This window comes from Vibrio sp. UCD-FRSSP16_30, from assembly GCF_001676025.1.
In the GTDB taxonomy this organism is placed as follows: Bacteria; Pseudomonadota; Gammaproteobacteria; order Enterobacterales; family Vibrionaceae; genus Vibrio.
Map to the genome: position 1 here is coordinate 157,512 of NZ_LZFW01000002.1, position 12,681 is coordinate 170,192.

General features: G+C 43.1%; 12 protein-coding genes. All 12 read right to left on the bottom strand.

The features are described 5' to 3' along the window. Positions 1-11: 11 nt before the first annotated feature. Positions 12-827, bottom strand: a complete 816-nt coding sequence (locus A9260_RS02165; protein ID WP_068695748.1) for a peptidoglycan DD-metalloendopeptidase family protein — start codon at positions 825-827, stop codon at positions 12-14. Between the two features lie 4 nt (positions 828-831). Next, positions 832-1,458, bottom strand: a complete 627-nt coding sequence (locus tag A9260_RS02170; RefSeq protein WP_068695749.1) for a protein-L-isoaspartate(D-aspartate) O-methyltransferase — start codon at positions 1,456-1,458, stop codon at positions 832-834. A 2-nt stretch (positions 1,459-1,460) separates the two neighbouring features. Beyond that, on the bottom strand, positions 1,461-2,207 hold the full coding sequence (gene surE, locus A9260_RS02175; RefSeq protein ID WP_068695751.1) for a 5'/3'-nucleotidase SurE: 747 nt from the start codon (positions 2,205-2,207) through the stop codon (positions 1,461-1,463). 14 nt (positions 2,208-2,221) lie between these two features. Beyond that, positions 2,222-3,256: a tRNA pseudouridine(13) synthase TruD gene (truD, locus tag A9260_RS02180; protein WP_068695753.1), complete on the bottom strand. Its 1,035-nt coding sequence runs from the start codon at positions 3,254-3,256 to the stop codon at positions 2,222-2,224. 16 nt (positions 3,257-3,272) lie between these two features. Further along, entirely contained in the window at positions 3,273-3,752 is a 480-nt protein-coding gene (ispF, locus tag A9260_RS02185; RefSeq protein WP_068695755.1) for a 2-C-methyl-D-erythritol 2,4-cyclodiphosphate synthase, read from the bottom strand. After that, positions 3,749-4,453: a 2-C-methyl-D-erythritol 4-phosphate cytidylyltransferase gene (gene ispD / locus A9260_RS02190; RefSeq protein WP_082957014.1), complete on the bottom strand. Its 705-nt coding sequence runs from the start codon at positions 4,451-4,453 to the stop codon at positions 3,749-3,751. The genes ispF and ispD overlap by 4 nt, the downstream gene beginning before the upstream one ends. 19 nt (positions 4,454-4,472) lie before the next feature. Continuing rightward, complete coding sequence (ftsB, locus tag A9260_RS02195; protein ID WP_068695757.1) at positions 4,473-4,748, bottom strand: cell division protein FtsB; 276 nt, start codon at positions 4,746-4,748, stop codon at positions 4,473-4,475. A gap of 233 nt (positions 4,749-4,981) precedes the next feature. Continuing rightward, positions 4,982-6,280, bottom strand: a complete 1,299-nt coding sequence (eno, locus tag A9260_RS02200) for a phosphopyruvate hydratase (RefSeq protein ID WP_068695759.1) — start codon at positions 6,278-6,280, stop codon at positions 4,982-4,984. A gap of 80 nt (positions 6,281-6,360) precedes the next feature. Next, a complete protein-coding gene (locus tag A9260_RS02205) occupies positions 6,361-8,001 on the bottom strand; it encodes a CTP synthase (RefSeq protein WP_068695761.1) in 1,641 nt (546 codons plus the stop codon). A 149-nt stretch (positions 8,002-8,150) separates the two neighbouring features. Further along, complete coding sequence (mazG, locus tag A9260_RS02210; protein ID WP_068695763.1) at positions 8,151-8,954, bottom strand: nucleoside triphosphate pyrophosphohydrolase; 804 nt, start codon at positions 8,952-8,954, stop codon at positions 8,151-8,153. A gap of 80 nt (positions 8,955-9,034) precedes the next feature. Further along, a complete protein-coding gene (gene relA / locus A9260_RS02215) occupies positions 9,035-11,257 on the bottom strand; it encodes a GTP diphosphokinase (RefSeq protein ID WP_068695766.1) in 2,223 nt (740 codons plus the stop codon). 99 nt (positions 11,258-11,356) lie between these two features. Next, entirely contained in the window at positions 11,357-12,670 is a 1,314-nt protein-coding gene (gene rlmD / locus A9260_RS02220; protein ID WP_068695768.1) for a 23S rRNA (uracil(1939)-C(5))-methyltransferase RlmD, read from the bottom strand. Positions 12,671-12,681: the final 11 nt, after the last annotated feature.

Below are 12,681 nucleotides of genomic sequence, written 5' to 3' on the forward strand. Positions count from 1 at the left end.
AATGCCATCAGCTAGGGTAAATATCTTTCCGGGTTAACGGATTTTCCTTGATATCTAATTTCAAAGTGCAACTTAACGCCGTTAGTGCCAGTGCTGCCCATTGTGGCAATTTTTTGCCCCGCAGTTACGCTCTGTCCTTCATGGACTAACAACTTATCGTTATGGGCGTAGGCACTTAAGTAATTATCATTATGTTTAATAATAATCAGCTTACCGTAACCACGTAATGCACTGCCAGAATAAACCACGCTACCTTTAGCGGTTGAAATGACAGTTTGCCCACGTTGACCAGCAATATCGATCCCTTTATTGCCTTGTTCTGCAGAAGAGAACTTACTGATCACCCTTCCTTTCGTTGGCCATTTCCAAGAGGAGATGGTTGGATTAGAAGAACTTGCTGTTGTTACATTACTGTTAACACCTTGTTTAGCACCAACATACTCCTTTGTTGATGGCTTATCAACCTTTGCAGTGGTACTTTTTTTAGCCGAATGAGAAGAAGAGTGAGTCGCGGTTTTTGCTACAGTCCGGCTATGAGATGTTGTTGGAGTTATATCCTGATATTCAGGATACCAAAGCCTAATTCTCTGCCCTACACGCAAAGTATAGGGAGCTTTAAGATTATTAAAACGAATCAGGCCATTAACATTACGATCCGTTACATAGGCAATATAATAAAGGGTATCCCCTTTTGCTACCGTATAAAAGCTGCCACGATAGCTACCACGGTCGACCTGTTTATAGTCGTGGCTTCTATTTGATGGCGCGCAGCCCACCAGCATAACGATGAGCACTGCACTCATTATAGAACGTAATAATTTACCCATAACCCTAAGCTAGCTCTCCCTGAACTAAAGGTACAAACCTAACATCTTCAATCACTTCCGACTCAATACCGCTGGCATGCTTAACAATTTTAAGTAGTTTCTGATCGCTATCACCGACAGGAATAATCAAACAGCCCCCAATGGATAACTGAGATACAAGAGCCGATGGAAGTTCAGTTGCGGCAGCGGTCACGATGATTGCATCAAATGGAGCATGTGCACTCCATCCCTTCCAACCATCACCATATTTTGACTGTACATTATAAATATCAAGTTGGGACAAACGGCGTTTCGCTCCCCACTGCAAAGCTTTAATCCGTTCAACGGAATACACTTTTTCCACCAACTGCGCTAAAACGGCAGTTTGATAGCCAGATCCCGTGCCTACTTCTAAGACTTTAGAGGTTGGAGTTAGTTCAAGAAGCTCTGTCATTCTCGCAACAATATAGGGTTGCGAAATAGTCTGTCCGTCACCAATAGGTAGCGCATTATTATCATAAGCTTGATGTCTCATCGCTTCAGATAAAAAATGCTCCCTTGGTAAATTAGCAATGGCTTTAAGGACCGTTAAATCACGGATACCCAATTGCTGAAGACGTTCTGACAAACGCTGAGCTTGATAATGTCCCATCCCTATCCTTTTAGCCACTTACCCATAGCAGGTAATGATTCATGCGCAGTAAGATCCACTTGCAGTGGTGTTATCGATACTTTTTTATGTTCAGTCGCATAAAAATCAGTACCTATGCCGGCATCTTGCTCCTTGCCGGGAGGACCAAGCCAATAGAGTTGCTTACCTCTAGGATCAAGTTGCTTAATCATATTTTCAGCATGATGCCTTGCGCCTAATCGAGTGATCTCTATGTCATCTAGATCAAGATCTTGCCATGCAACATCAGGAATGTTCACATTCAGTAGGCGGTTAGTCGGAATAGGATGTGCTTGATGCTGCTCTATCAAGTAACGAGCCACCTTGGCTGCGGTTTTGAAGTGAGTTTTTCCCACTAATGACAACGCAATAGACTGCACTCCAAGAAAGTGCCCTTCCATTGCCGCTGCAACCGTACCAGAATAAAGCACATCATCACCCAAATTAGCGCCGTGATTAATACCACTTAACACAAGATCAGGATAGTCATCTTTCATCAGCTCATTTAATGCAAAGTGTACACAATCTGTTGGTGTACCTTGCACTGAATGCACATTGGGTGCGATCTCATTCACTCTTAACGGGTTCTCAAGAGTTAATGAATTTGATGCACCACTACGATTTCTGTCTGGGGCAACAATCACAATATCAGCGATGTCTTTTAGCTCATTAGCAAGTTCTTGAAGTCCTTGTGCATGAACGCCATCGTCGTTACTTAATAGAATTTTCATTAAGCTCGCAGCCTTTAAGTAAACGAACGTTCAAATGGAATCTCTTCCACAACTTCACGCATAATTGAAGTTGCAAAACAACCAGAGTCTAACCAGAACTTAACTACAACGGCATTTTCTAAGCATTCCCAGCTCAGTGTTTCAGGAAGCAGTTTAATTACTCGACGATCATGGCGCATGCGATTGCCACGAATTAGCGCCATCAAATCAGGCTCCGCATCAACTGCAACTTGCTCTATCTCAAGTGCTGCGTCTGTTGTTGGCAGTGCGTTATCTCCAGCAAGTGCAGCAGTAATAGCGCCGCTATAAGCCTCACTTTCCAACATCGCAGAATCAAGCAGTACATCAGCGCTGCCTTGGTTAGATAATACGTCCCCTAAAATAGGCGTATCAAAACAACCTTGCTGCAAACGAACTGACACTATGTGATTAAAAATCCATGAGCGAGCAGTGGAAAGATATAGGCTTCGCTTATTTTGACTACGAGTGCGCACGTTATCTCGACCCCAGCGACGCGCTTCGTCAAGGTTATTACCGTTATTACCAAAGCGTTGCTCACCAAAGTAATTTGGTACACCTTCTGTTGCGATGACTTGCAGACGCTCGTCTACCGCAGCAACGTCTGTGACTTCGCTCAGAGTGAGCTCAAAGAAATTACCTTTTAGATCGCCAGGACGCAATTTTTTGTTATGTCTTGTTTGCTCGACAATTTCAATGCTTGGGTGCATTTTAGTAAACAGGTCAAAGTTAAGATCGTCACTTTTTGGCAAGTGAATACTTAGCCATTGCTCGGTGATCGCGTGGCGATCTTTTAATCCTGCCCAGCTGACATCTTTTGATTTTACACCGCAAAATTTAGCCAGTTCATTGGCCACAAAACTGGTGTTTTCACCGGTTTTACGTATGCGCAGCATCAAGTGCTCACCACTTCCAGACAGTTCAAAGCCCAGATCTTCTTTAACCACAAAATGCTCAGCTTGTGCTTTTAATTTTGCTTTTGCCGTTGGCTTGCCGTGTAGATAAGCCAAGTTTGATAATATGTCACTCATAATATGGAGTGTGCCTCTAGTTAGAGTGTTGAATCAGAACCACGGCTTCAACCGCGATTCCTTCTTTGCGTCCTGTAAAACCTAAGCGCTCAGTGGTAGTCGCTTTTACATTTACATTGCCAATATCTGTTTGTAAATCTTGCGCTATAGCTTGTCGCATATTTTGAATATGAGGCGCCATTTTCGGAGCTTGAGCCATAATAGTGACGTCTAAATTACCCAGAACATAACCCTTTTCTTGTACCAGACGATAAACTTCTTTTAGGAGTTCACGGCTATCCGCGCCCTTCCATTTATCATCAGTATCTGGGAAATGGTAGCCAATATCACCAGCAGTAATTGAGCCAAGAAGTGCATCACTGACGGCGTGCAATACAACGTCACCATCGGAGTGAGCTAAAAGTCCTTGTTCATAAGGAACGGCAATACCACCGATAATGATAGGGCCTTCGCCACCAAATTTATGTACGTCAAAACCGTGTCCAATTCGGATCATATTTGCTCCTGAATGTTTTTTGTTTTTAAGTAAAACTCAGCCAATGCCAAATCTTCTGGTTGCGTAATTTTAAGGTTGTCAGCTTTGCCTTCAACCAATAAAGGCGAATGACCACACAATTCCATACAAGAGGCTTCATCTGTGACCTGACAATCATTATTTAACGCAGACTGCAAAGCATGTTGGAGCTGTTTAGCTAAGAATAATTGAGGAGTTAACGCATGCCACAAGTTGACTCGATCGACCGTCGTTTCAATTTCATTATTGTGTGCTGAGCGCTTCATCGTATCTCGAACTCGCGCCGCTAAAATAGCGCCAACTGGGTGTTGAGTTCCCAGTTTAATTAACGATGTAATATCTTGATGGCAGACATTCGGCCTTGCCGCATCATGGACTAGAACCCAATCTTGATAATGTTGCTCAGTAAGATAATCGAGTGCATTTAATACCGAATCACAACGCTCCTGACCACCAGCAACACGAGTCACTAAAGGATGGCAAGCAAGAGAGGTATCAGCGAAGTATTCATCCGTATCACTAATGGCAATAATCACCTTTGAAATCGCAGGATGTGACAGGAGTTTCTCTACGGTATGCTCGAGAATTGTTTTGCCATGTAGCATAAGGTATTGCTTAGGTTTGTCGGCCTGCATTCGACTGCCGACTCCGGCTGCAGGGACAATAGCTATATATTTATTCACATTAAAACCGGTTATCGAGTTAGTCGTTATCAATTATACGGTAGAAGGTCTCTCCTTCTTTTACCATACCAAGTTCGTGACGCGCTCTCTCTTCAATAGCATCAAGACCTTGCTTAAGATCGTCTATCTCAACAAACATTTCATCGTTACGCTTACGAAGTTCGGAGTTAACAGAGCTTTGTATTGCTACTTCATCTTTTACATGACGATAATCATTAACGCCATTCTTGCCGAACCACAACGTCGCTTGCATCAGCAATAATAAACTAAACAACAATATGGAAAAAAAACGCACGAACAAATCCTTCTTTAATCACCAAGGTATAGGTCTGTAGACCTTGAAACACAATTATCCTTGGATAATTCATCTTTATAACATATTCAGCTAATCGACGACACGCATCTAATGCCAATCGTAGTTAATGACAGAAAAAATCCAAAAAAAAACACCTCGTATAAACGAGGTGTTTTAAAGCTTAGAGCTAATAATTAACAGTAGTTGCTATTGTTGCAAGCAAATACGGAGAATTATTGACCTTTAACTTCTTTAAGACCGTTGAAAGGAGCACGTTCGCCTAGTGCTTCTTCGATACGGATAAGTTGGTTGTACTTAGCAACACGGTCAGAACGGCTCATAGAACCAGTTTTGATTTGGCCTGCAGCAGTACCTACCGCTAGATCAGCGATAGTTGCATCTTCAGTTTCGCCAGAACGGTGAGAGATAACTGCTGTGAAACCAGCATCTTTAGCCATCTTGATTGCAGCTAGAGTCTCTGTAAGTGAACCGATTTGGTTGAACTTGATTAGGATTGAGTTAGTGATACCTTCTTTGATACCGCGCTCAAGGATCTTAGTGTTTGTAACGAATAGATCGTCACCTACTAGTTGAAGCTTGTCGCCTAGTAGTTCAGTTTGGTGCTTGAAGCCAGCCCAATCAGACTCGTCAAGACCATCTTCGATAGAAACGATTGGGTATTGGTTAGCAAGGTCTTGTAGGTAGAAGTTAAATTCTTCAGAAGTGAAGATTTTGCCTTCGCCTTTCATGTTGTACTTGCCAGTTTCTTTGTCGAAGAACTCAGAAGCAGCACAGTCCATAGCAAGAGTAACGTCTTTACCTAGCTCGTAACCAGCAAGCTCTACAGCTTCTTTGATTGCAGCTAGTGCAGCAGCGTTAGACTCAAGGTTAGGAGCGAAACCACCTTCATCACCAACTGCAGTGCTCATGCCTTTAGACTTAAGAACTTTAGCTAGGTTGTGGAATACTTCAGCGCCGATGCGTAGAGCTTCTTTGATGTTTTTCGCGCCAACAGGTTGAATCATGAATTCTTGGATATCAACGTTGTTATCAGCGTGCTCGCCACCGTTGATGATGTTCATCATTGGTAGAGGCATAGAGAATACACCTGGAGTGCCGTTTAGTTCAGCGATGTGCTCGAACAAAGGCATGCCTTTAGCAGCAGCAGCAGCTTTAGCATTTGCTAGAGATACAGCAAGGATAGCGTTAGCGCCAAACTTAGACTTGTTCTCAGTACCATCTAGGTCGATCATAACTTGGTCGATTGCAGCTTGGTCTTTTGCATCTTTACCAATAAGAGCAGCAGCGATGTCGCCGTTTACAGCAGCAAGAGCTTTAAGTACGCCTTTACCTAGGAAACGAGACTTGTCGCCGTCACGTAGCTCAAGAGCTTCGCGAGAACCAGTAGATGCGCCAGAAGGAGCAGCAGCCATACCTACGAAACCACCTTCTAGGTGTACTTCAGCTTCAACAGTTGGGTTACCACGTGAGTCGATAATTTCACGACCTAGAACTTTAACGATCTTAGACATTAAATGTTTCCTCTTAATAATCAAAAAAATGTCAATTTAAGGGGCGTAATAAATATCCGCTCAACACCCCTTGTATTCTTTTACTTTTGAAATTCACCGCGTTGGTATTGACCAGCCGCTTTAACGAAACCTTCAAATAATGGGTGTCCATCACGAGGTGTCGATGTGAATTCAGGGTGGAACTGAGCCGCTACGAACCAAGGGTGCATAGGGTTTTCAATAACTTCCACCAGTTTCTTATCTGCTGATAGACCTGATACTTTAAGACCAGCTTTCTCAATCAACGGACGTAAGTTGTTGTTCACTTCATAACGGTGACGGTGACGCTCATGAATCTGCGCATTACCGTAAAGCTCGTAAGCTTTAGTGCCTTTCTCTAAGTGACATAGTTGAGAACCAAGACGCATTGTGCCGCCAAGGTTTGAAGCTTCAGTACGTTCTTCGACTTTACCTTCGCTATCAACCCACTCAGTAATCAAGCCTACCACAGGATTTGTGGTGTCTTTATTAAATTCTGTTGAATTCGCATCCGCTAGGTTAGCAACGTTTCGAGCAAACTCGATTAACGCAACTTGCATACCTAAACAAATACCAAGGTATGGAATGTTGTTTTCACGAGCGTATTGCGCTGCGCGAATCTTACCTTCAACACCACGATCACCAAAACCACCAGGAACTAGAATTGCGTCTAAACCAGCAAGGGCTTCTTCGCCTTTCGTTTCAACATGCTCTGAGTCTACATATTGTATGTGGACGTTAAGACGGTTTTTCAACCCTGCATGCTTCAATGCTTCGTTAACTGATTTGTAAGCATCTGGTAATTCGATGTATTTACCAACCATACCAATCGTAACTTCGCCGATTGGATTAGACTCTGCATAAATAACCTGTTCCCACTCAGAAAGGTCAGCTTCAGGGGCTGTAATACCAAAACGAGTACAAACAAGATCATCAAGACCTTGAGATTTAATTAGCTGAGGAATCTTGTAGATAGAATCTACATCTTTCATCGAGATAACCGCTTTCTCTTGTACGTTACAGAACAAAGCAATTTTCTTACGCTCGTTTGCTGGAACCATACGGTCACTACGGCAAACAAGAATATCTGGTTGGATACCAATCGATAGCAACTCTTTAACTGAGTGCTGAGTTGGTTTTGTTTTCACTTCACCTGCGGCTGCTAGGTAAGGAACTAGTGTTAGGTGCATAAACATTGCACGCTCACGGCCTAGCTCAACAGCAAGCTGACGAATCGCTTCCATAAATGGTAGAGATTCAATATCACCGACTGTGCCACCTACTTCAACGATCGCAACGTCATGGCCTTTAGAGCCAACGATTACGCGGTCTTTGATCGCATTAGTGATGTGAGGAATAACCTGAATCGTAGCGCCTAAGTAGTCACCACGGCGTTCTGCTGCTAGAACGTCTGAATAAACACGACCCGCAGTAAAGTTGTTACGCTTAGTCATCTTGGTACGAATGAATCTTTCGTAGTGACCAAGGTCAAGGTCCGTTTCAGCGCCATCTTCCGTGACAAACACTTCACCATGCTGAGTTGGGCTCATTGTGCCCGGATCAACGTTGATGTAAGGGTCAAGCTTCATCATGGTCACTTTAAGACCACGAGCTTCTAAAATAGCCGCAAGTGATGCAGCTGCAATACCTTTACCGAGAGAGGATACAACCCCGCCAGTAACAAAAATGTAATTCGTCGTCATGTATAACCTGAAATTGGTTGAATGAGGGAAATGGGTCTTCTGGACGGGATGTAAATATACCAGAAGCCCTTTATCGCCACAACGTGAAACTTATCACAGGCCTTTTTTAAATTTTTTGCGTCAAATCAATCTGGCCTGTTTCTGCTATTTTACTTTCGTTCCTCAAGCTTAACTAAATCCCAAAGAGAATCTAAATACTCAAGGTTACAATCGTCTAATTTTTTGCCTTGAGCCAACACTTTTTGTTCCACTGAACGAAAGCGGCGCTCAAATTTATTATTGGCTTTACCTAGCGCAACCTCGGGGTTGCACTTTAAATGTCGAACAAGATTAACGGTCGCAAATAGCAGATCGCCAAGTTCATCTTCGACTTTACTTTGCTCGACGGTCACTTGCAGCGCCTCGTCTAGCACCTCTTGCACTTCTTCATGAACCTTATCCACAACAGGCCCAATCGTATCCCAATCAAAGCCATGTTTAGCACAACGTTTTTGTATCTTATTGGCACGACTAAGCGCAGGCAGTGCTTTAGGTACAGAGTCTAGAATACTTTTTTCAACATTGCCTAATTGGGCTTTTTCTTTCGCTTTTTCGGCTTCCCAGTTATCGTTAATTTCTTGCTCATTAGCAAATTGAGCATCAGAAAAAACATGAGGATGGCGACGCTGTAATTTTTCATTCAGCACCTCTACCACATCATTAAAATCAAATAATTGCTGCTCTTTTGCCATTTGAGAGTAAAAAACCACTTGAAAAAGTAAGTCCCCTAATTCTTCTTTTAGGTTATCCCAATCTTTATTGTGAATAGCATCCACCACCTCATAAGTCTCTTCAATCGTATGAGGCACGATGCTATCAAAGCTTTGTTTTATGTCCCAAGGGCAACCTTTTTTAGGGTCACGTAACGTGCTCATGATAGACAGCAATTGCTCAATAGAATTAACAGATGACATAGAATTTCCAGTATTTGAAAAATAACAAAGCCCCTTCCGCGTTATTAAATAACGAAAATAGGGGCCTATTTGATATGAGTTTAACCTAGACGCTTAACCGAAATAACATCTTTTATTTGCTCAATACGCGATTGTACTCGTGAGCTTATTTCCACATTAGTAACCTGAATATCCAAATCCATAATGGCAAGCTGACGCTTATAATCCGTACGAGAACGCATACTCGCAACTTTGAGTTTTTCGTTAGTGATTAATGTCGTGATGTCTTTTAATAAACCGGTACGCTCTAGAGATTCCACACGTAACGTAAGAATAAACGACCCAACAAAACCACTCCCCCAGACCGTATCAATGATACGTTCAGAGGCATGCAGCCTTAGCTCATTTAACTGCTCACAATCGCTGCGATGAACTGAAATACCTCGACCTTGCGTAATATAACCACTAATTTGATCGCCTGGTATCGGTTGGCAACAGCGTGCTAAGTGAGTCATAAGGTTATCCACTCCCTCAACCACCACTGCATCTTTATGTGGCTTACTCGCCACAGGCGTCACGGAGTCCACACTTTTTAGTTTCGCAAGTGCCTGTTTATCTTCTTCTTCCGCTGTCGGCTTATTGACCAGCGCATTAATGTGATTAACCACTTGGTTAATTCGCAGATCACCGCTACCAATACCCGCATAAAGCTCATCAGGCGAGTTAACATTAAAACGTTTTAATGCGTAAGAATCAGCATCTTTTAGAGTTGCGCCAATCTTAGATAATTCAGACTCTAAGATTTCTTTACCCGCAATAACGTTCTTTTCTCGGCCTAGTTTTCTAAACCATGCCGTAATTTTTGCTCGTGCGCGACCTGAATGAATAAAGCCAAGAGAAGGGTTAAGCCAATCCCTTGAAGGGTTAGGTTCTTTTTGGGTGATAATCTCAACCTGATCACCCATTTCTAACTTATGGGTAAACGGGACAATTCGGCCCCCTACTTTGGTGCCGATGCAGCGATGCCCCACTTCAGAGTGAATATGGTAGGCAAAATCCAGAGGGGTTGCGCCCATAGGAAGATCCACCACATCACCACGCGGGGTAAAGGCATACACGCGATCATCAAACACTTGAGAGCGTAACTCATCGAGCATTTCGCCCGAGTCTGACATTTCTTCTTGCCAATCAAGCAGTTTACGAAGCCAAGTGATTTTCTCATCGTAGCCACTGCGCCCGCCCGTAGCACCTTCTTTATATTTCCAGTGCGCGGCAACACCAAGCTCTGATTCTTCATGCATCTGCTTGGTACGAATTTGTATTTCTATGGTTTTCCCTTCAGGGCCCAATACCACCGTATGGATTGACTGATAGCCATTAGGTTTAGGGTTTGCGACATAGTCATCAAACTCACTTGGAAGGTGTTTATATTTGGTGTGTACTATGCCTAGAGAGCCATAGCAGTCTTGAATTTGATCGGCAATGATACGCACCGCGCGCACATCAAAAAGCTCATCAAAAGCGAGCTTCTTCTTTTGCATTTTACGCCAGATACTAAAGATATGCTTGGGACGCCCGCTCACTTCAGCCTTGATATTAGTGTGCTGCATTTCTGATTCAAGATCAGAAACAAACTCATCAATATAGTGTTCGCGGTCAATGCGTCGCTCGCCTAATTGCTTAGCTATGGCTTTATAGGTGTTCGGATTTTGGTAGCGAAATGCGTAATCTTCAATTTCCCACTTTAACTGACCGATACCGAGGCGATTTGCTAAAGGGGCATAAATGTTAGCGCACTCTTTTGCTACAGATTGACGAACTTCATCTGGGGCATCTTTCACTTCACGAAGATTACAGATACGCTCCGCAAGCTTGATGACCACACAACGAAAATCATCCACCATAGCAAGCAGCATACGTCTGACGTTATCCACTTGCAGTGAAGCGCTGCTATTTTCAAGAGAGGCATTGAGTTGGCCGATTGCCGCCATTTCCTCAACGCCTTCGATCAATTTTATGATCTCTTGGCCATAGCGTACTTTTAACTCTTCACTATCAAATAAGCCACTCGACACCACTGGAAACAATTGAGCCGCCAACAAGGTCGCTCTATCCATTGAGAGAGTGATTAAAATTTCAATCATCTCTCTACCACGCCACAACAACAATTCCTTCTGCTCATGGCTTGCTAGCATCTCTTCGCAGTCAATGTATAACTTGCGAAGTTTATTCTCTGTTTTTTGTCCTTGCTGCAGGCTTTCTATCCAACCATCTAAGTTGAATTCTTCATCCTTTTTTATGTGCGCACTGCGTATCGCAACCATATATCGTCCCTAACTCACTATGATTTTACTCTTATATAATTCTTGGCATAGTATACCCTTTGGGGGATTCAGCTGTTTAACAAAATGTTGTAATTTGTGTCATTTCTCAAATAACACCATTGATTCTAGATGACCAGTATGAGGGAACATATCCAGTACCTTCATTTTTACCACTTTATATCCCTGCTCAAGCAAAGATTCGCTATCACGAGCAAGTGTGGCTGGGTTACAAGAAACATAAACAATGCGTTTTGCTGCAAAAGATGACAGTTGTTCAATTACGCCTGCTGCGCCCGCTCTTGCAGGATCAAGCAAGATTTTATCAAACTGCTCCTGCGCCCAAGCTTCTTTCCCTGTTAACTCTGCAAGGTTTGCCTGATAAAAATTCGCCTGCTCGATATTAAGTGAATGAGCATTCTCGTTAGCGCGAGCAACCATTTCTTCAATACCTTCAATGCCAATCACCTGCGACGCCTTTTCACTCAGTGGAAAGGTAAAGTTTCCAATACCACTAAATAGGTCTAACACTCGCTCGTTGTCTTGAACATCTAGCCACTCAACAGCCTGAGCAACCATCTGCTGATTCACTTCACGGTTGACCTGAATAAAGTCGGTAGGTAAAAAATCTAAGGCAAAACCAGATTCATTACATATCGGCGACTCTCCACATAGTTTTTCTGGGGATTGTTGCCCTTGATGCAAATACAAGGTCAGATTGCGTTCTTGGGCGAAAGCCAGTACCGCTTTATTATCTTTTGCTCTCAATTCGGCAGTGGTGCGCAATAACATGACTTGCGTATTATCCGCTTCTACTAACTCTAAATGACCTAGAATTTTAGGCTGAGACAAACGCTCTAATAGCGATTTTATCGCAGGCATTAAGTTAGCCAATGGCTCAGCCATTACCGGACAGCTATCTAGCGTCACGATGTTTTTGCTTTGCCCTTCTCTAAACCCAAACTGTAGGCAGTTTTTCTTGGTATCCCACAGCAAACTAATACGCGCTCTGCGTCGATAGCCAGTACTGCTCGCCACAATAGGAGCTTCTAGGCTTTGCTGCGGCGCAACCTTGGACATCACCTTAGAAAAGGCCTGCTGTTTAACCTCTAATTGCTGTTCGTATGGCATATGTTGTAGCGAACAGCCTCCGCAGCGTTCAAAATGCGGACAGAACGGTTCGACTCGCTCATCACTCGCTTTTAAGATTTTGACTAACTTAGCTCGAATAAATTTTGATTTATTTTCTACAGGCTGACACACCACCTGTTCTCCAACCATACTACCGGGAATAAAGACTGGCTTTCCCTGGCTGTAAGCCATACCCGCGCCCTGATAGTCATATTTTTCAATGATTAGACTTAAATGTTTTTGAGTACGGTTAGTGTTTTTTTTTGGTTTATAAAAGTTAGCCATAGAGGGGTGCC

What these genes read in the sequence shown, in the direction of transcription:
- mazG (WP_068695763.1), bottom strand. Translation starts at nt 8,954, where the DNA reads ATGTCATCTGTTAATTCTATTGAGCAATTGCTGTCTATCATGAGCACG.
- eno (WP_068695759.1), bottom strand. Translation starts at nt 6,280, where the DNA reads ATGTCTAAGATCGTTAAAGTTCTAGGTCGTGAAATTATCGACTCACGT.
- ispF (WP_068695755.1), bottom strand. Translation starts at nt 3,752, where the DNA reads ATGATCCGAATTGGACACGGTTTTGACGTACATAAATTTGGTGGCGAA.
- A9260_RS02165 (WP_068695748.1), bottom strand. Translation starts at nt 827, where the DNA reads ATGGGTAAATTATTACGTTCTATAATGAGTGCAGTGCTCATCGTTATG.
- A9260_RS02170 (WP_068695749.1), bottom strand. Translation starts at nt 1,458, where the DNA reads ATGGGACATTATCAAGCTCAGCGTTTGTCAGAACGTCTTCAGCAATTG.
- rlmD (WP_068695768.1), bottom strand. Translation starts at nt 12,670, where the DNA reads ATGGCTAACTTTTATAAACCAAAAAAAAACACTAACCGTACTCAAAAA.
- relA (WP_068695766.1), bottom strand. Translation starts at nt 11,257, where the DNA reads ATGGTTGCGATACGCAGTGCGCACATAAAAAAGGATGAAGAATTCAAC.
- truD (WP_068695753.1), bottom strand. Translation starts at nt 3,256, where the DNA reads ATGAGTGACATATTATCAAACTTGGCTTATCTACACGGCAAGCCAACG.
- A9260_RS02205 (WP_068695761.1), bottom strand. Translation starts at nt 8,001, where the DNA reads ATGACGACGAATTACATTTTTGTTACTGGCGGGGTTGTATCCTCTCTC.
- surE (WP_068695751.1), bottom strand. Translation starts at nt 2,207, where the DNA reads ATGAAAATTCTATTAAGTAACGACGATGGCGTTCATGCACAAGGACTT.